This is a genomic window from Mesorhizobium sp. M0088, from assembly GCF_040322895.1.
Classification (GTDB): Bacteria; Pseudomonadota; Alphaproteobacteria; order Rhizobiales; family Rhizobiaceae; genus Mesorhizobium.
On record NZ_JAMYUI010000005.1, the window covers coordinates 258443 to 277347 of the forward strand.

Below are 18905 nucleotides of genomic sequence, written 5' to 3' on the forward strand. Positions count from 1 at the left end.
AGATCATCCTTTGACGGCGCCAGCCATGAGACCACGCACGAAGTAGCGGCCGGCGAGCACATAGACGAGAAGGGTGGGCAGTGCCGCGATCATCGCGGCGGCCATGTTGACGTTGTATTCGACGACGCCGGTCGAGGTGTTGACGACGTTGTTGAGCGCCACCGTCATCGGCATTGCGTCGCCGGTGCCGGCGTAGGCCGAGGCGAACAGGAAGTCGTTCCAGATGTTGGTGAACTGATAGATGACGGTGACGACGAAGATCGGCATCGAGTTCGGCAGCATGATGCGGCGGAAGATCTGGAAGAAGGATGCGCCGTCGACCTGTGCCGCCTTGACCAGTTCGGTCGGGAACGCCTCGTAGTAGTTGCGGAAAAACAGCGTGGTGAAGCCGATGCCGTAGACGACGTGGACGAAGACGAGGTTGACCGTCGGGTTGCCGAGGCCAAAGCTGGTTCCCGTCGCATTCTGCAGCGTGACGCCGAAGCGGCCAAGGCTGCCGAGGATGGTCGCCATCGGCAGCAGCACCGACTGGAACGGGATGAAGCAGGCGAACAGCATCAGCCCGAACACCAGCGTTGCCCCGCGAAAACGCCATTTGGTCAGCACGTAGCCGTTGAGCGCGCCGAGCATCGTCGAGATCAGCACGGCCGGGACCACCATCTTGATGGAGTTCCAGAAATAGCCCTTGATGCCGGCGCAGGTGAGGCCGACGCAGGTCTCGCCCCAGGCCTTCAGCCAGGGATCGAAGGTCGGTGCCCTGGGCAGCGCCAGCATGTTGCCGTTCTGGATCTCGTCCATGGTCTTGAACGAGGTCACCAGCATGACGAACAGCGGCATCAGATAAAATAGCGCAAACAGCGCCAGCAGCCCGTAGATGACGATGCGGTTGATAACCTTGACGTTGACGCCGCCAGAGGCCTGGCGGGCGGGAGTGGTGACGGCGCTCATCGCGGCTTCTCCCGCAGTTCCGAATAGAGATAGGGCACGATGATTGCGACGATGGTCATCAGCATGATCACCGCACTGGCCGAGCCGACGGCCATTTCGTTGCGCTTGAACGTGTACTCATACATGAAGTTGGAGGGCAGCCAGGCCGAGCCGCCGGGGCCGCCGCTGGTCAGCGCCACGACCAGATCGTAGGATTTGATGGCGAGATGCGCGAGTACGATGAAGGCCGACAGGAAGATCGGCCGCAGCAGCGGGATGACGATGCGGCGATAGAGCTGGAAGGTGGTGGCGCCGTCGATCTGCGCCGCCTTCATGATCTCGCCGTCGATGCCGCGCAGGCCGGCCAGGAACATCGCCATGATGAAGCCGGAGGCCTGCCAGACGCCGGCAATGACCACCGTGTAGATGACGAAATCCTTGTTCTTGATCCAGTCGAAATGGAAGCTCGTCCAGCCCCATTGATGCAAGGTCTGCTCGAGGCCGAGGCCGGGATCGAGGAACCATTTCCAGGCGACGCCGGTGACGATGAAGGACAGCGCCATCGGGTAGAGATAGATCGGCCTCAGCACGCCTTCGCCGCGGATCTTCTGGTCGAGCAGGATGGCCAGGAACAGGCCGAGCGCCAGGCAGATTGCGATGTAGAGGAAACCGAAAATACCCATATTGGTGATCGACGTGTACCAGCTCGACGGCGGGTCGGTGTCGAAGGTCCAGCCCCACAGCCGCTGATAGGCGCGCGAGCCGGTCAGGACATAGGACGGGAAGGTCTTGGAATTGGTGAAGGACAGATAGATCGTCCACAGGATGAAGCCGTAGACGAAGACGATGGTGATGGCGAAGCTCGGCGCCAGCACGATCTTCGGCAATGCGTCCTGCAGGCGTGAGCGCACCGAGGCGCGTGGCCGCGCATGCTCCGGCGTCAGCTTGATCTGGCTTGTCGCTACCGTGCTCATGGGGCTCCTCCCGTCGACTCGCGGCCAACCAGCTTCGCGGATCTAAGTTCGCGGATCTGGGCCTTCCCCGCTGGAGCGGGGAAGGCATTTTTGGCGTGGCGCTTACTTGGCGTCGTCGATCGCCTTGACCAGCTCGGTCACGGCTTCGTCCGAGGTCTTGATCTGACCATGGACGAATTTGGAGACGACATCCTTATAGGCATTGGCGACCGCCGGGGGCGCGCCATAGCCCTGGGCCAGCGAGCCGAACAGCGTGCCGCCTTCGTTGGCTGCCTTCAGGTCGGCGATGCCCTTCTTGCCGCAAGCGTCGAAGTCGGTATCCGGAACGTCGGTACGGGCCGGGACCGAACCCTTGACGACGTTGAAGGCCGACTGGAAGCTCTTCGACAGGGTGGCGGTGGCCAGCGCGACCTGGGCGGCCTTGCGGTCATCCGGAACGTTGAACATGCCGAACATGTCGGAGTTGTAGATCACCGAGCCGTCGGTGCCCGGGAAGCGATAGCACAGGAAGTCGGTGCCCGGCGTTTTCTTGGCGGCGTTGAACTCGCCCTTGGCCCAATCGCCCATGACCTGCACCAGGGCATCGCCCTTGATGACCATGGCGGTGGCAAGGTTCCAGTCGCGGCCGGAGAAGTTGGGGTCGACATAGGTGACGAGCTTGGCCAAATTGTCGAACGACTTCTTCATCGTGTCGGACTTCAGGGATGCGTCATCGAGGTCGTTGAAGGCCTTCTTGTAGAACTCAGGTCCGCCGGTCGACAGCACGACCGAGTCGAACATGGTGGCTTCCTGCCAGTTCTGGCCGCCGAGAGCGAGCGGGATCACCCCTGCCGCCTTGGCCTTGTCGAGCAGGGCAACGAAGTCGTCGAAGGTCTTCGGCTCGGTGCCGCCGATCTTGTCCAGGACGGCCTTGTTGATCCACAGCCAGTTGACCGAGTGAACGTTGACCGGCGCCGCGACCCACTTGCCGTCATAGACCGAAAACTTCTGCAGGGCTGCCGGAACGGACTTGTCCCAGCCTTCCTTCTTCGCCGTTTCGGTCAGGTCGCCCATGACGCCGGCAGCGGCGTAGTCGAGCACGGTATAGCCGAGCATCTGCGAGGCGGTCGGATAATTGCCGGCCGCGACCATCGCCTTCAGCGCGGTCATGGCGGCATCGCCGCCGCCGCCGGCCACCGGCACGTCCTTCCAGGCATAGCCTTCCTTGGCCAGGTCGCCCTTAAGGACGTTGAGAGCAGCCGCTTCGCCGCCCGACGTCCACCAATGCAGCATCTGCACTTCCTTGACGTCCTCGGCGTGGGCCGCGAAAGCCAGGCCGGATGCGAGAGCGGTTCCGATAAGCAGTTTGCGCAACATGTACTACCTCCCTTGTTGCATTACACGACCGGTGAAGCCCACCGGGTTCTTCTCAACTCAGCCGACCCACCACCCGGTGCGCAGGCCGCGATGAAACTGGATTGTCTTTTCCTCGGTATAGTCCTCGACGGCGCGTTTGCCGAGTTCGCGTCCGAGACCGGACTGCTTGTAGCCTCCGAAAGGCAGCTCGGGATAACCTTCCATGAATGTGTTCACCCAAACGGTTCCCGAACGCACTCCACGCGCGACCGACATGCAAGTGTCGATGCTGGCGCTCCACACGCCCGCCGACAAACCATAGGGCGTGTTGTTGGCGATGTGCAACGCCTTTTCAATCGATTCAAAAGTCAGCACCGAGAGCACCGGTCCGAACACTTCCTCGCGCGCTGTGGCCATCTCCTCGGTGACGCCGCGGATGATGGTGGGATCGAGGTATTGGCCGACATTGGAGGCCAATTGCTTGCCTCCGCTGTAAACCTGGCTGCCGTCGCCTTCAGCGGCAGAAACATAGCCGGCCACCTTCTTCAGATGGTCGGACGAGATCATCGCGCCGACCTTGGTTTGGTCATCGAGCGGATCGCCGACCGTGACCCTGGCGGCAAGCGCCTTGACGGTGCTGAGAAAATCGTCGGCGATCGCCTCATGAACGATCAGCCGGCTCCCGGCATTGCAGCACTCGCCGGCATTGAAGAAGCCGCCGAACACCGCCGCATCGGCGGCCGCTTCGAGGTCGGCGTCCGGGAAGACGATCTGGCCGTTCTTGCCGCCGAGCTCCATCGAGACTTTCTTCAGCGACTGCGCGGCGGACGCCATCGTCATCTTGCCGACGCGGGTGGAGCCGGTGAACGAGACCATCTCGACCAGCGGGTGGCTGACCATCGGCGCACCGACATCGGCGCCAAGCCCGGCCAGGATATTGACGACGCCGTCGGGCAGGCCGGCCTGCATCAGGATATCGCCGAGCACGAAGGTCGAGGCCGAGGTCATTTCGCTCGGCTTGACCACCGCCGTGCAGCCGGCGGCGAGCGCGAAGGGCAGTTTCTGGCTGACGATCAGGAACGGGAAATTCCATGGGGTGATGATCGAGACGACGCCGATCGGCTCGCGCAGGACGACGCCCAGCATGGCATCGCCGAGATTGGCGTAGGATTCACCATGCAGCGTGCGGGCAAGCGAGGCGGCATAGCGCCAGATGTCGACGGCGCCGCCGATCTCGCCGCGCGCCTGGGCGATCGGCTTGCCGGATTCCAGTGCATCGAGCCGGGCGATGTCTTCCAGCCGGCCCTCGATCAGGTCAGCCGCCTTGAGCAGGATCGCGGCCCGCTCAGCTGCCTTCATGCGCGGCCATGGACCGGTCTCGAACGCCTTGTGGGCGGCCTGCACAGCGGCTTCCACTTCGGCCTCGCCGGCCTGTGCGTAGTGCGAGACGGTGAAGTCGTGGCCGGGGCTATTTCGAGCAATCATGCGGCCGTCGCGGGCATCGACATGCTTGCCGTCGATCAGCAGCCTGTACGCTTTCGGCGCCGCGGACGCCTCGGCCGGCATGGCGATCTTGAGGGGTGCGTTCATCTGTTTCCTCTAGGATCTCGAAAAGGCCGGCTTCTGCTTGGCCTTGAAGGCGTCGACGCCGGCCTTGAGATCTCCGGTCAGGGCTATGAAGCCGCTGGCCAGCGCTTCGGCGGCGGCGGCACTTTCCTCGCCTTCGGCGATCGCGATCATCAGCTTGGCGGCCTCGGTCGCCAGCGGGCCGCGCTCGGCGATCTTTTCCGCCCACGCCCTTGCTTCGTCGTATGCCTTGCCAGTCGCGACCACCCGGTCGACGATGCCCAGAGCGAGTGCCTCGGGGGCGAGAAAGATCTCGCCGCCGAGCGCCATGCGACGCACCGTCTGCGTGCCGAAGCGGCGCACGGCGCGTTGCGTGCCTGACCAGCCGGGTACGACACCGATCGAGGTTTCGGGGAAGCCCAGTTTCACCTGTGTTTCCGCCACGCGAAAATCACAAGCCACTGCCAGCTCTAGCCCGCCGCCCAGTGCATGGCCCGACAAAACGGCGATGGTCGGCTGCCTGAGCCGCGCCAGCCGGTCGAAGACGCGGTGGCCGTAGCGTACCCATTGCACCTGGAAATCGGCGGCACTCATCCGCGCCCAGGCCTCGACATCGCCACCGGCGCAAAATCCCTTGCCTTCGCCACGCAGCAGCACGACGCGGACGCCCTCGGCCATCTCGGCCGCGTCGAGCGCCGTCTCCAGCGCGCGCAGCATCGGAATGTCCAGCGCGTTGAATTTCTCCGGCCGGCGCAGCGTGACGACGCCGATGGCGCCGTCGGTTTCAAAGGTGACGAGGTGCTCAGCCATGCGCGCCTCCAAGCGAGGCGCCGCCATTCAGCGACAGGCCTATCGGTTGCTCCTGATAGAGGGCTGCCGGTGTCGTCTTGAGGTCCTTGGCAATGCCCAACGGAATTTCCGACTGCGCCAGCACATCGCGCTGCAGATCGATGCCGGGTGCGAGTTCTGTGACGACCAGGCCCTTCGTCGTCAGCCTCATCACGCAGCGTTCGGTGACATAGGTGATGTCCTGTCCCTGCGCGATTGCGCGCTTGCCCGAAAACGAGATGTGCTCGACTTCGTTGACCACCTTCTTGACCTTGCCCTCCTGATCGATGCGGATGCCGCCATCGGCCAATGAGAGTTTTGCCCCGGCGTTGAAGAAGCCGGAAAACACGATCTTCTTCGCCCGCGCGGTGATGTCGACAAAGCCGCCGGCGCCAGCCGTGACATGCGGGCGCGCCGAAAGCTTCGAGACATTGACCGAGCCATGGCGGTCGATCTGCAGGAAGGACAATAGCGAGGCGTTGAAGCCGCCCGCCTGGAAATAGATGAACTGGTGCGGCGAGGGCATAAAGGCGTCGGCGTTCGACGAACAGCCGAATTTGAAGTCGAGCAGCGGCACGCCGCCGACCGCGCCCTGTTCGATCACCCAGGTAATCTTGCCGTGCTGTCCTTCCTCGAGAAGGATGCGCGGGACATTGGCGGAAATGCCGAAGCCGATGTTGACGGCCATGCCGTCGCGCAACTCCATGGCGACGCGGCGCGCGATCACTTTCTGGACGTTCATCTCCGGCGTGCGGAAGCTCGACAGCGGCCGGAAGATTTCTCCGGAGATCGCCGGGTCATAGGGTGTCAGCGTCGTCTGCAACTGGTCGGGCGCGACGACGATATGGTCGACCAGGACGCCCGGCACGCGCACGTCATGCGGTTTCAGCGTACCGTTTTCGACGACGCGCTTGACCTGCGCGATAACGATGCCGCCATTGTTACGGGCGGCGAGCGCCTGTTCGAGGCCACCGAGATAGGCGCCCTCATGCTCGTAGGTGAGGTTGCCGCGCTCGTCGGCTGACGTGGCGCGAATGATCGAGACCTGCGGCACGATGGAGCGGAAATAGAGCCATTCCTCGCCGTCGAACTGCTGCACCGAAACGATCGGCTCGCTTGCGGCGGCGTTCATGGCGCAGCCCTGGTGGCGCGGGTCGGCGAAGGTGTCGAGGCCGACCTTGGTCAGCACGCCCGGCCGCTTGGCGGCCGCTTCGCGGTGCATGTCGAACAGGATGCCGGACGGCACGTTGTAGGCGGCCACCGAATTGTCGCCGATCATCTTCCAGATCTGCGGCGGTTCGGAAGAGGAGGGGCCGGACGGGTAGGAGCCGCACAAAGTACGCTTCAGCAGGCCGGGCTTGGCCAGATGGTCGATGCCTTTGATGCCGTACATGTCGCCGGCGGCGATCGGGTGAAGTGTGGTGATATTTTTTGGGTGGCCTTCCTCCTCGAAGCGTTCGCCGATCGCGGCAAGCACCGCGTCCGGACAGCCGAGACCGCTCGACGACGACACGGATACGACCATGCCGTCCTTGATCAGGCCCGCTGCCTGCGCTGCCGAAACGACCTTGCTCAATTCATGATCCCCGAACCGGCCGTCCTGTTTCGGGTGCGGCGATCCGGGCCACAGCTTTCCCTGACGACCAGATTGACCGCGCCGATATGGTCCTCGGCCCGCGTGGTGCGCGACTGGATCATTTTCAGCATGACATGGGCGGCGCGTTCGCCGAGGCCGGCCGAGTCCACCGCGACGCTGGTCAGCGCCGGCATATAGTGCTCGGCCTCGGCTACATCGTCGAAACCGACGATGGCGAAATCAACTCCCGGCTCAAGCCCGCGCTTGCGCAGCGCCAGCATGGCGCCAAAGGCGACAGCGTCGTTGAAGCAGAGCGCCGCGGTCGGCGGTTCAGCCATAGCGAGAGCGGTTTCCAGACACCCTATACCCCCTCTGCGGCTGGTCTCGCCCTCGACGACCAGTGCGTCGCGGGCGGCGATGCCCTGCGTCTCGCAGGCTTCGCGAAATCCGCCAAGCCGATCGTGATAGACCACCAGGTCGGACGAACCGCCGAAGAAGACCAGCCTGCGATGTCCCTTGCCGATCAGATGGGCGGTGGCGAGATAGGCGCCGCGATGATTGTCGGGCGCGATAACCGGAATACGGCTCTCGGGAAGCCGGCGCATGGCGAAGACCACCGGCAGACCTGCCGTCTCGATCCGCCTGAAGGCGCCCGGCGTCGTGCCGCGAGCCGGCGAGACGATGAGGCCGGCGACGCCTTGCTCCATCAGCGATTTCAGCACTTCTTCCTGGCGCACCGGATTTTCCGCCGTGTTGGCGATGAACGGCACGATGCCCGCCGACTGGAAGACCCGCTCCATCCCAACCGCCAACTCTGCGAAGAAAGGATTGGTGAGATCGTTGATGACCATGCCGATGACATTGGAGTGCGCCTTGCGCAGATTGGCGGCGCCGCGGTTGTAGACGTAACCGACATCCTCGATCGCCTTGCGCACTTTGCTCGCTGTTTCGGGCCGGATCAGCCCGCTGCCCTGGAGCACGAGCGATACCGTCGATTTGGACACGCCTGCTTCGCGGGCGATGTCGAATATCGTCGCCTTGGCCCGGTTGGCCATCCAGATGCATCCTCCCCGACTGCAGGCCCAAAGTGTTGGAACGTTCTAATCTCTGCTCCGGTCGTGAGTCAATCGGGATTTTTCCCGCGCCTCGAATGCCGATCGTGCGTACTCAAATGGCTTGCTGCATAAGGCTTTTGTGTTGCAATGCAGCATTCTTCCTGCCGTGGAGTTCGAATCTTAAAGGTTCTTGATTTATTGGAACGTTCCATTTAGTAGCGTTGCGAAGGGAGAGATCGATGGACATTTCCTTGCCTGGTGAGGGGGGCGGCAGCACCCGGTACACGCTGGTCGGCGAACCGGTGCAGCCTGACATCGGCGCGCGATTTTCGCGTATCGCCTATGCCGCCGCGCACGTCGTTGCCGATCCGCTTGCCATGACCGATCCGTGGTCCAGGCCGGTGGTCGACTGGGACAGGACGATGGCGTTCCGTCACCATCTGTGGCGGCTGGGATTCCGCATTGCCGAAGCGATGGACACGTCGCAACGCGGCATGGGTTTCGACTGGGCAAACGCGCAGGAATTGATCCGCCGTTCGATCGCCGAGGCGCGCACCGTCGATGGCGCCGATCTCGCCTCGGGTGCCGGCACCGACCATCTGGCGCCCGCCGCCGCCAGGACGCTGGACGATGTGGTCACCGCCTATGAGCGGCAATTCGCTTTCATCGAAGGCTTGGGCGGCAAGGCGATCATGATGGCCAGCCGGGCACTGGCGGCTGTGGCCAAGGGGCCGGACGACTATGTCAGCGTCTACGACCGCATCCTGTCCCAGGCATCCGGCAAGGTCATCCTGCACTGGCTGGGCGACATGTTCGATCCGGCGCTCAGGGGCTATTGGGGCAGTGAGAATTTCGAGGCCGCTCTCGATACAGTGGTTGCCATCATCGAACGCCACGTTGGCAAGGTGGAGGGGATAAAAATCTCGCTGCTCGATGCCGGCAAGGAGGTCGCGCTGAGGAACCGTCTGCCGGACGGCGTCGTCATGTTCACTGGCGACGATTTCAATTATCCCGAACTGATCGCCGGCGACGAGAAAAGACACTCGCACGCACTGCTCGGTATTTTCGACGCGATTGCGCCGGTCGCCAATGCAGCGCTGGCGAAACTGGCGGAGGGTGACCGCGCCGGCTATGACACGTTGATGGCGCCGACCGTGCCGCTATCGCGAAAAATCTTCGAGGCGCCGACCGAGTACTACAAGGCCGGCATCGTCTTCATGGCCTGGCTGAATGGCCATCAGGACCATTTTGCGATGGTCGGCGGCATGCAGTCGGCGCGCGGCATCCGTCACTATGCCGACGTGTTCCGCCTTGCCGACCAGGCCGGATTGCTCGCTGATCCCGATCTGGCGGTGGCCAGAATGAAGAGCCTTTGCACCGTCGCGGGCGTTTGATTTCGGGAAAGTGGTTCTCATCATCGACGTGACAGGCCAGGAATGCCGGACGTCCCTAGAGCAATTCCAGGAAAAGTGTGAAACGGTTTTCCGTCCGGAATTGCGTAAAAACAAGGAGTTAGAGCGGGTCGCCGTTTCCGTGAAACGGTGAACTGCTCTAACGTCTTCGCCACAGCCAAAAAGGCGCGATTGCCTCGTCTGGATGAAAAATGGGCTTGGCCGCCCTTCCCAGATCGGCAGGTGGCATCCCTGCGGGATCATGATGCGTCAGGTCGAGAAGCAGCGGCCCAAGCCGATCCGGATCGACAGTTTCGGCCGACATGGTGTGTCGCTTGTTCTCGTGCGCAACAAGCCAGTGCAGCGCCTGGACCAGTCCCAGTCCCTCGGCTGTCTTGTGCTGCCAGAGATTGTCACCAACCGAAGACAGGACACGGGCCAGCGACGTCCAGCCTTGCAAGGTAAACATGGCGTAGTGCCTGGGGCGCGTGCGGGACAGTTCCCTGGGCAAGGAGCCGTCGGCTGCGATCTGGGTCGCCAATCTCTCCCGAGCATAGAGGCTGATCTTGGCCAGGGTGGCGCTGTCGCCAAGAAATGTGGCGATCGATGCCCGCTGCAAATCGTAGTACGTTCCTTGGTTGCTGCTGCTGCAGAAGGCCGTCGCGGCTGCCGGCGCGGTGTCCAGCCATTCACAGTAGGAACCGAGCCAGGCTCTGAACGCCTCGCGATCCTCGTCGCCCAGTACTCCTGTTCGCTCGATCAAGCGTACGGCATCCAGGAAGAAATAGAAATCCTTCAGCTCGATGATGCCGTAGCCGGCCCCTTCATTGTTGTCGTGGCCCGACCGCACCTGCGCATAGCGCAAATGCGGGTTCATTCTTGTCTTGGGATCGACAAACCATGCGCGAATGAGCCTCGCGGCGTGGACGGCGTAATGACGTCCATCAAGCACGGTTGCGGCGAGCGCAAGCACGGTTGTGTCGTCGAAGACGCGCTGTAAGCGTGTGCGATCGTAGGTTTCGCTTCCTGCTGCATACAATGCCGTGCCGGGCACGCGTTCGCCATCGAGCCTGATATAGGGCAGGCCATCGGGTCTGTCGGGGTCGGGCCACCAGTAAGGCGCCGGGTGAAAATAGTCCTGGGGATCCCCGCTGGGGGCTCGGCCAGTCTTGTCGAGCACGCTGAACGGACCGCGGGCGAGTGCCTGACCGGCCGCGGTTTCGAGATAGCGCAGGATGGGTCCGTCCTTTACCGCGTGGGCGAGGGCGTCTTCGTCATAGAAAGCCAGGCGGGAGGTATCAAGCCGAGCGGCGACTGCCTTGGCGTCACATTGATCGACCATATCGACGATCGCCTGGTCGCGGCTGACCAGACGCGCGACGAAGCCGGCCTTGCCGATCTCCAGATGCGAACGTCCTGAATCCAGGCGCGCCACCCAGCCCGCTTTCTGGAGCAGCCCGGCATCCGCTGCCCGGACCGGGCGTGGAAAATCCCAGGCGTCGTCGCGGTAGCGATCCCAGGGGCCGGGAACTGCCAACCGCCACAGCATCTCGATTTTTGGCCGCCTTCCGTAGCCATAGTTTTCGTCGAACAGTTGCGTGGTATCGGCTCGAAATATGATCTGCGGCTCTTCCTCGGCCGGCGGCTGGAAGCTCTGGTCCAGCAGAAGCGCATTGTCGACAATACGCGCCATGGGCACCACAGCGTAGGGAAGGTGCGGGTTTCTCTCGATCGCGGACCGTATCCGCTGGAACGCAGAGCCTGTCAGGTAGCAGTTCCCGTCCCAGGGCATCAGCCATTTTGCCCTGCCGCGGGCAATCGCGAGCGCGGCGTTGCGAGCCCCATTGTTGTTCATCACATAGAGGTTCTTGCTGCGGCGGATGTGCGTTTCGTAACGCGCGGACTTTCCGCTCGCCCGGCCCTTCTCTGAGAATCTGAGGTCGCCGGCAACAAGCTGGTCGACGTCCCAGGATATCTTCCGGTACGCATCGAGTTCGAAGGGGATTGTGTGAAAATTCTGGCGGCGGCTTTCGAGCAGGCCGATGATCCGGGCTTCCTCGTCGGTGTCGACTATCCGATTGACGATCCAGAATTTTTCGCAGGCGTCGAAGACCGGTTCGTTGTCCAGAATGAACAGCACGTTGTCGAATGACTGGCCCTTGCGGTGTCGCGGTTCCAGATCATTGCCGATGATCCGGACGAGCATGAAGCTGTCGGCAATCTGCGAGATCGGCGACGCCGTGTAAGTCTCGCGGGCGGCTTCGATCCGCTTGCCGAGTTCGCGTCGGTATTCAGCGTTCTGCTTTGCGGAAATGAGCGCGTTGCCCAATGTCGACCACGGCGACTGCAATTGCGTGCGCACACGGTTCAGTTCGCGATGTATCTTCGGCCAAGGCGACAGTTTTTCCCTTCTGGACTGTGAACTCATGACGGCACGCAAGGAGACCCGATCACCGCCTCGGGAATGCGCGCAGTTTCGCCAACCATTCCGGCTTCGATCCTGGACCATTTCTGAGTGTGAGGCGACCAAGCCCTGAATTGTCCAACGCGATCAATCATGGAAAACGTCTCTCGCCTGCAATGTTGCGAATGTCCTGTTACGGTTCTGCTGCATCGGTCACGGCAGGTTGCAGGCAACGCCGACAAGACAATGCGATAAATCAAATCCGAAAACCACATAGCATGGCAAATGCCCCGGCATCGGCGATGCGCCTTCACGCGAAGGCAAGCTCGCAAAAAGATTCCGCCGGTGATCGCAATTTTCTTGTGAACCAATTTCTCCCGAGGCGCGACCAAGCGATGTGTCCAAACATGGTCCATCAAGGAGAACGTCTGATGTTTACTGTTTCAAGAAACGTCCTTTTGGCCGCCATCGCCGTTTCGGTGCTGGCCGGCTGCAAGACAACCGCTCCCAGGGAATGCGACAAGCTGAAGCCCGGCGTCACCTACAACGGCAAATGCTGCGGCATCGGCGAGCCTTGCCGTGAAGGCAAGGGCGGCGGCGACAGGCCGGGAAATACGCCTGATCCAGAGCCGCAATGATCTGATCGCCTGTCGCCCGTCCCGGTCAGCACCGGGACGGGCGCACAGCTTTCCGCGACGGCGTTTGCGTCCGGCGTCCGGTCTGCCAGGACCGGGTTGCGAAACTCGCCGGCGCCGCCCACGACAATGGCGAAACGGCAAATGTCAACGTCAGCTTGTGGCGGCCATTCCCCGCATATCACCTCACGGCCCCAGCCTCGTCCGTCCTGCGTTGTTGAACCCGACAACCCTTTGCTTACTATACGGTTTTTCGGTGCTTGTCGGCTGCCCCCATGCGTGCTTACTTGTGGTTGTTTTCATTCCGGGGATACAATCATGCGTTTTCTACTTGCTGGCGTCGCCATGCTGTCGTTCGCCGCCACTGCGGCTATGGCTGATCCAGCTTCGGACTTCAAAAGAGCCGATCAGGCGTTGAACCAAACCTTCAAGCAAATCCAGAAGCGGCTTACGGACGATTCCGACGGCAAGGCACGGTTGGTGAAAGCGCAGAGAGCGTGGATTGCGTTCCGCAACGCCGAATGCACGTTTCAATCCAGCGGTGACGATGGTGGCTCCGCGGCGCCGATGGTTGCCGCTGCTTGTCAGGCTGAACTGACCAAGGCTCGCACCAGGCAGTTGAGGGCCTACCTGAACTGCCAGGAGGGTGACCTCTCTTGCCCGGTGCCATCAGAATAATCTGGAGCGACAAAATGCCGAATTTCAAGATGAGATATGTGCTGATCGCGCTTGCGCCGTTGGCGGTTGCTGGTTGCGTCAGCGCTGAGGATCAGCGCGCAATGGATCAGCAACAGTGCGCTTCTTACGGCTACAGGCCAGGAACCAACAGGTTTGCCGACTGCATGATGCAACAGACTTCACAACGTTCAGAAGACGAGCAGCGCTCAATGGATCGCATAGCCGCGCAGGAACAGAGAGACAAGGATCGCAAGGAAGCGCGTCGAAAGAACGACAGCTACATCGACCCAAGGCCGAGTTACGACAAGGACGGCAATCCGAATTTCGACACTCAAGGCAATTACCAAGGGTGTCACGGCGCGGGATGTTTGGTCGACAATCCAGACAATGGCGATGACGATGACCAGTAGGCTGGCTTCGCAGGGGCCCTTCTTCCTGCCCCTATAGTCCGGACCTCAGCCCAAATCGACAAACCGTTCGCCAAGCTCAAGCACTGCATGCGGCGTTGCGCCAGGTGCAGGCTATAAGTCAACCTATGCGAACCGCTCTACCTCTGGGGAACCAGCCGGGAAATGCCGATGCAAGATCTGCTTGTCTGGTTGGATGGTGGGCGTGACAGGGATTGAACCTGTGACCCCTGCAATGTCAATGCAGTGCTCTCCCGCTGAGCTACACGCCCATCCGAAGCCGCGCATACACCATTTTTGATCCAGCGCGTCAATAGCAGGAAAAAGGAAAGAAGGCGTCGTCTCGCCGCAGTGGCGAAGAGGTGCGGCGCCTCGCCTAGAAAAGGGCTCAGGCCGCCTGCAGCATCTTCTCGACCTCGTTGACGAGGTCGCGCAGGTGGAAGGGCTTCGACAGCACCTTGGCGTCTTTCGGCGCCTTGGAATCCGGGTTCAGCGCAACGGCGGCGAAACCGGTGATGAACATGACTTTCAGATCAGGATCGATCTCTGTGGCACGCCGCGCCAGTTCGATGCCGTCCATCTCCGGCATGACGATGTCGGTCAACAGCAGCGAGAAAGGCTCCTCGCGCAGCCGCTCATAGGCGCTGGCGCCATTGTCGAAATCACTGACCTGGTAACCGGCGCGCTCCAGCGCCTTGACGAGGAACCGACGCATATCGTCGTCGTCTTCCGCCAGAAGAATGCGTGCCATGATATCCCGTCCGAATCACCCGCCCGAGGTTGCCGTTGGGCAAGCCCGTTAACCATCCTGTATATGAGGAGGTGAGGGTAAACATCAAGTGAACGCTGACGGGGATGATCCATATTTGCCGGGCGTGTGCTGCGGCCGAAATGCTGGACACGAGGCTTGCAAGGTGGCACTTTCACATCATGATGCACTGGTGTTTTCGGGTTCGTTCAAATTGAAGACGGCAGCCGAGGATTTTTCGGTCTTTCCACCCTTCGAAATCCGGTCGGGCGTCGAGCAGCGCGTCCCCTTCCTCTTCAACTCACCGCATAGCGGCCGCTACTATCCGGAGCGCTTCCTTGCCATGGCAAGGCTGGACCGCAACGCCATCCGCCGGTCCGAGGACTGCTACGTCGATGAGCTGTTCGGCGGGACCGTCGCGCTCGGCGCGCCGTTGCTGGCGGCGAATTTCCCGAGGGCCTATCTCGACGTCAACCGCGAGCCGTGGGAGCTTGATCCGCGCATGTTCGCCGAGCCGGTGCCGTCCTTCTGCAACATCCGCTCGGCGCGGGTGGCCGGCGGGCTGGGCACGGTGCCGAAGCTGGTCGGCGAGGGGCTCGACATCTATTCCGGCCGCTTGCCGCTGGCCGAAGCGGTCTCCCGCATCGAGGCCGTCTACAAGCCCTATCACGAGACGCTGAAGCGGCTGTTGACCAGAACCCATGCGCGGTTTGGCTTTGCCGTGCTGATCGACTGTCATTCGATGCCGGCGAGCATACGGGTCGGCGACAGCGGCCAGCGGCCCGACTTCATCATCGGCGACCGCTTCGGCATCTCGGCAACCGCCGCCCTGACCGAGACCGCGATCGGCCTGCTCAGCGCCATGGGCTATTCGGTCGCCCACAACAAGCCCTATGCCGGCGGCTTCATCACCGAGCACTATGGCCGCCCGGCGCGCCATCTGCACGCGCTGCAGATCGAGGTCAACCGGGGGCTCTATATGAACGAGCGGACGTTCGAAAAGGCTGCCGGCTTCGATGCGCTGGCCGACGATCTGACGCGGTTCTCAGCCGACCTGATGTCGATGCCCGATCATCATTTCATCGACTTGCCACTGGCCGCGGAGTGAATAACCTGCCGCTGGCCGCGGACTGAATGGCGCCATAAAAAAAGACCGCATCGTTTGCACGATACGGTCGAAGTCTAGGGAGGAAACGCCCAAGGAGGGCATGGACAGGAAACCCTGTCCGAGATTGAGGGTATTGTGCGCTGCACAAATGTCAAGCGACCTTCAGCCTTTTTTAATTCACTCTGATGTGGAAATTGCGTTTCGATGGCGCCTGTGTGACATCCAGGCAACAGATGCCGTCGCGGAAAAATCCTCGACACCCTTGTTTTGGCACGAAATTGGCGGCAAAGCCGGGCTCGGGCATGCTGCAATGCGGGAGAATCAGTTGGACATCAGCATCGATTTCATGCGTCGCATCGCGCAGGCGGCAGCGGCGGAGACCTTGCCGCGCTTTCGTGCCCAAGGTGCGGTCGCCAACAAGGAACAGGGCAGTTTTGATCCGGTCACCGAGGCCGATCGCGAGGCCGAGCGCGCCGTCCGGGCTCTGATATCGGCTGAGTATCCCGATCATGGTATTCTAGGCGAGGAGCATGGCAGCGAGAACATTTCAAGTCGGCACGTCTGGGTGATCGACCCGATCGACGGCACGCGCGCGTTCATTTCCGGCCTGCCGGTGTGGGGCACACTGGTCGGGCTGACGGTCGATGGCGACGCCGTTGCCGGCATGATGGCGCAGCCCTTCACCGGCGAGCTTTTCTACGCCAACGGCTCGGGCTCCCATTATGAGGGGCCAGGCGGGCCGCGAAAACTGACGACCCGCAAGACGACGAAGTTGGACCAGGCGACGCTGTTCACCACCACGCCGGCCCTGTTCAAGGGCGAGGCGCGCAACCGTTACGATGCATTCGAAAGACAGATCCAGCTCGCCCGCTATGGCGCCGATTGCTATGCCTTCGCCATGATCGCCTCGGGAAGCGTCGACATCGTCGCCGATCCCGGATTGAAGCCCTACGACATCGTGGCGCTGATCCCGATCATCGAAAAGGCAGGCGGCGTCGTCACCACATTCGATGGCGGGCCGGCGGAACAGGGCGGCGATGTACTCGCCGCGGCGACGCCGGAACTTCATGCCGCCGCCATGGCCGCCCTGCGGGGCTAAACGAGCGTCCGCCGCCATTCAGGTGATGCCGACCGCTTGAAGCAGTCGTTTTACTGCCGGCGGCACCCCTTGGGGAGCGGGCCAGCGACCGGCGCCCGTCAGGCTGTGGGGTCGTCGCTGCCGGGAATGAAGGCGTCGAAGGCGGCGAGCAATTGCTCGCGGTAGATGTCGGCTTCCTGCAGGATTTCGTGGCGGGAGCCATCGATCATCAGCAGCGAACCGAGCCGCAGACGCCTGGCATAGGCTTCCACGGCCCTGGTCGAGACGACCTGGTCGGCGCCGGCGGCGATGATCAGCAGCGGGACCTGGATCCGAGCCATGAAATCGGGGTCGCTGACGGCTTCCGATGCTTTGGCGGCTGCCTGCAGCCAGCGGATCGTCGGCCCGCCAAGCGCCAGTTGCGGGTATTCTTCATAGATCCGTGTGTTGCGCCGATAGCGCTCCGGGTCCGATGTCAGCTTGTTGGTCTCGAACGGGGCCGTAATCCTCGGCCGCGGACCCCAGGCGGCGTAGAGCCGGCCGAGGCCGAGAGCGCAGAACAGAGAACAGACGCGGCGAACCGTCGAGATCGAGACCGGCAGGTCGGGCAGCGTCAGGAAGGGCGCGATCAGCACCATGCGCCGGATGCGGTTCACCATTGATGGGGCGGCAAGCAGGGTGATCAAGGCACCTGCCGAATGGGCGAGGATGTAGTACGGTCCGCGGCAATCGGGCAGCACGATCTCCTCGAAGAACTGTTCGAGGTCGGCGGTGTACTCGCGGAAGCTGCTGACGTAGCCGCGCTGGTGATCGCGGATCAGCCGGTCGGAATCGCCCTGGCCGCGCCAATCGAGCGTGGCGACGCCAAAGCCGCGATCGGCAAGGTTGCGGATGGTTTCGAAATATTTCTCGATGCACTCGTTGCGGCCGGTGAGCAGGACCACGGTGCCCTTCATCGGGCGAGCGACCGCGCCGAACAGGCCGTAGCGGATATTCTTGCGGTCACGCGTGGTGAAGAAGCCGCCGGTGGCATTTTCCGGCCGCGGATTGCCCTCGATTTCGTGAAAAAGGGAGTTCTCGGTGAAAAGATCCGTCATTCGGCGCTTCGTGCTCGGCGTCTCGCATGCCCGCCTGCGCTGGCCGGCTCCGCTAAGGTGATAGACGCCCATGCGCCAAAAGCCAAGGAATTCCCGGTGAAGGGAAGGCTGCATCAGGGAAGGCCGGAAGCCGCTTGAAAGCGTGCTTCCGGCCTCTGTCGATCCGGGAGGAAGGGACGTTACACCCGGTCGGCCTCGTTGCGGTGCCTGTTGTGCAATCGGCGCCGCCAGTCCTTGATCCTGGAATGGACTTTAGCGCCGGCTGCCTGAACGCGCGCCGAAGTGCCGGTTCATCTGCCGTTCATCAAGGGTCCGGCCGCCGTGGCTTTTGCCGCCAGGTGAAATCTTGAAATACTTTCCAGCGCTCCCCAAATGTCTCGTGCGGTCGCCAATGTCGGGGCCGCTGGTCCACCCGAAACGCCGCTCAAGGGTTTCGCACCGGCCATACGCAAACCATGTTGCTCAACAGGAGAACACCTCATGCGTCACGTTGATTTTTCCCCGCTTTATCGCTCGACCGTCGGCTTCGATCGTCTGTTCACGATGCTCGATTCGCTCGCGCAGCCGGATGGCGCGCAGACCTATCCGCCCTACAACATCGAGCGCACCGGTGAGGATTCCTACCGGATCTCGATGGCGGTTGCCGGCTTCTCGGACGAGGAAATCTCGATCGAAGCCCATCGCAACGTGCTGACCGTGAAGGGTGAGCGCAAGGACGAGGGCACCGGCGAAGGCTCCGAGCTGCTCTATCGCGGCATTGCCTCGAGGGCTTTCGAACGCCGCTTCCAGCTTGCCGACCACGTCGAGGTCGTTGGCGCCTCGCTGAAGAACGGCCTGCTCTTCGTCGACCTCAAGCGCAACATCCCCGAGGAGCTGAAGCCGCGCAAGATCGCCATTACGGCGTCTTCGGCCAAGGCCAAGCAGATTGAGGCCAAGACCGCTGCCTAAAATACAAGTCTCCTCCCGAGACGGAAGCGGGGGCGAAAAAGAGCACAATATTTTTTTATTTGTAATAAAATTTTAAAGATAAATAATGAGAAAAAAAAGCAAGTCAAAATCTTGAGGAAGCAAGAAGTGTGAAGAGACTGGGAGAAACAA

The 18905-nt window shown here is 62.0% G+C and carries 17 protein-coding genes and 1 tRNA gene; 7 read left to right on the top strand and 11 right to left on the bottom strand.

Translation table 11 applies throughout. The annotated features are described in order from the left end of the window. Positions 1-3: 3 nt before the first annotated feature. The 7 genes from NKJ67_RS08615 to NKJ67_RS08645 all read right to left on the bottom strand — a co-directional run bounded on the left by NKJ67_RS08615 (position 4) and on the right by NKJ67_RS08645 (position 8261). Positions 4-948, bottom strand: a complete 945-nt coding sequence (locus NKJ67_RS08615; protein ID WP_023810088.1) for a carbohydrate ABC transporter permease — start codon at positions 946-948, stop codon at positions 4-6. Beyond that, complete coding sequence (locus tag NKJ67_RS08620) at positions 945-1901, bottom strand: carbohydrate ABC transporter permease (protein WP_024502750.1); 957 nt, start codon at positions 1899-1901, stop codon at positions 945-947. The genes NKJ67_RS08615 and NKJ67_RS08620 overlap by 4 nt, the downstream gene beginning before the upstream one ends. A gap of 102 nt (positions 1902-2003) precedes the next feature. Then, positions 2004-3257 (bottom strand): ABC transporter substrate-binding protein, encoded by a 1254-nt coding sequence (locus tag NKJ67_RS08625; protein ID WP_032900903.1) that lies wholly within the window; start codon positions 3255-3257, stop codon positions 2004-2006. A gap of 57 nt (positions 3258-3314) precedes the next feature. Beyond that, positions 3315-4826: an aldehyde dehydrogenase family protein gene (locus NKJ67_RS08630; RefSeq protein WP_352581075.1), complete on the bottom strand. Its 1512-nt coding sequence runs from the start codon at positions 4824-4826 to the stop codon at positions 3315-3317. Positions 4827-4835: 9 nt separating this feature from the next. Continuing rightward, positions 4836-5612, bottom strand: coding sequence for an enoyl-CoA hydratase/isomerase family protein (locus NKJ67_RS08635; protein ID WP_352581076.1), 777 nt, complete (start codon positions 5610-5612; stop codon positions 4836-4838). After that, positions 5605-7206, bottom strand: a complete 1602-nt coding sequence (locus NKJ67_RS08640) for an acyl CoA:acetate/3-ketoacid CoA transferase (protein WP_352581077.1) — start codon at positions 7204-7206, stop codon at positions 5605-5607. Before NKJ67_RS08640 ends, NKJ67_RS08635 begins: the two co-directional genes overlap by 8 nt. Next, entirely contained in the window at positions 7203-8261 is a 1059-nt protein-coding gene (locus NKJ67_RS08645) for a LacI family DNA-binding transcriptional regulator (RefSeq protein WP_127267243.1), read from the bottom strand. Before NKJ67_RS08645 ends, NKJ67_RS08640 begins: the two co-directional genes overlap by 4 nt. Positions 8262-8500: 239 nt before the next feature. Here NKJ67_RS08645 and NKJ67_RS08650 point away from each other — a divergent pair, with 239 nt between their 5' ends. Next, a complete protein-coding gene (locus NKJ67_RS08650) occupies positions 8501-9655 on the top strand; it encodes a dihydrodipicolinate synthase family protein (RefSeq protein WP_352581078.1) in 1155 nt (384 codons plus the stop codon). A 157-nt stretch (positions 9656-9812) separates the two neighbouring features. On the opposite strand, the gene NKJ67_RS08655 is transcribed toward NKJ67_RS08650, so the two are convergent. Beyond that, positions 9813-12080 carry an alginate lyase family protein gene (locus tag NKJ67_RS08655; protein WP_352581079.1) on the bottom strand — a complete coding sequence of 756 codons (2268 nt, stop codon included), beginning with the start codon at positions 12078-12080 and terminating at the stop codon, positions 9813-9815. 407 nt (positions 12081-12487) lie between these two features. On the opposite strand from NKJ67_RS08655, the gene NKJ67_RS08660 reads away from it, so the two are divergent. The 3 genes from NKJ67_RS08660 to NKJ67_RS08670 all read left to right on the top strand — a co-directional run bounded on the left by NKJ67_RS08660 (position 12488) and on the right by NKJ67_RS08670 (position 13779). Next, positions 12488-12694, top strand: a complete 207-nt coding sequence (locus tag NKJ67_RS08660; RefSeq protein WP_127267240.1) for a hypothetical protein — start codon at positions 12488-12490, stop codon at positions 12692-12694. A gap of 315 nt (positions 12695-13009) precedes the next feature. After that, positions 13010-13369: a lysozyme inhibitor LprI family protein gene (locus NKJ67_RS08665; protein ID WP_352581081.1), complete on the top strand. Its 360-nt coding sequence runs from the start codon at positions 13010-13012 to the stop codon at positions 13367-13369. A 14-nt stretch (positions 13370-13383) separates the two neighbouring features. Continuing rightward, positions 13384-13779: a hypothetical protein gene (locus tag NKJ67_RS08670; protein ID WP_127379878.1), complete on the top strand. Its 396-nt coding sequence runs from the start codon at positions 13384-13386 to the stop codon at positions 13777-13779. A 194-nt stretch (positions 13780-13973) separates the two neighbouring features. Here the strand turns inward: NKJ67_RS08670 and NKJ67_RS08675 are convergent. Next, positions 13974-14048, bottom strand: a tRNA-Val gene (locus NKJ67_RS08675). Between the two features lie 116 nt (positions 14049-14164). Beyond that, positions 14165-14527: a cell cycle two-component system response regulator CpdR gene (gene cpdR / locus NKJ67_RS08680; RefSeq protein WP_006199474.1), complete on the bottom strand. Its 363-nt coding sequence runs from the start codon at positions 14525-14527 to the stop codon at positions 14165-14167. Between the two features lie 163 nt (positions 14528-14690). Here cpdR and NKJ67_RS08685 point away from each other — a divergent pair, with 163 nt between their 5' ends. Both NKJ67_RS08685 and hisN read left to right on the top strand, forming a co-directional pair. Next, complete coding sequence (locus tag NKJ67_RS08685) at positions 14691-15632, top strand: N-formylglutamate amidohydrolase (RefSeq protein ID WP_352581082.1); 942 nt, start codon at positions 14691-14693, stop codon at positions 15630-15632. Between the two features lie 325 nt (positions 15633-15957). After that, positions 15958-16731, top strand: coding sequence for a histidinol-phosphatase (gene hisN / locus NKJ67_RS08690; protein ID WP_352581083.1), 774 nt, complete (start codon positions 15958-15960; stop codon positions 16729-16731). A 98-nt stretch (positions 16732-16829) separates the two neighbouring features. Here hisN and NKJ67_RS08695 read toward each other — a convergent pair whose 3' ends face one another. After that, positions 16830-17807: an alpha/beta fold hydrolase gene (locus tag NKJ67_RS08695; protein ID WP_127329365.1), complete on the bottom strand. Its 978-nt coding sequence runs from the start codon at positions 17805-17807 to the stop codon at positions 16830-16832. Between the two features lie 480 nt (positions 17808-18287). On the opposite strand from NKJ67_RS08695, the gene NKJ67_RS08700 reads away from it, so the two are divergent. Next, entirely contained in the window at positions 18288-18755 is a 468-nt protein-coding gene (locus NKJ67_RS08700; protein WP_013529716.1) for an Hsp20 family protein, read from the top strand. The last annotated feature ends 150 nt before the right edge of the window (positions 18756-18905 follow it).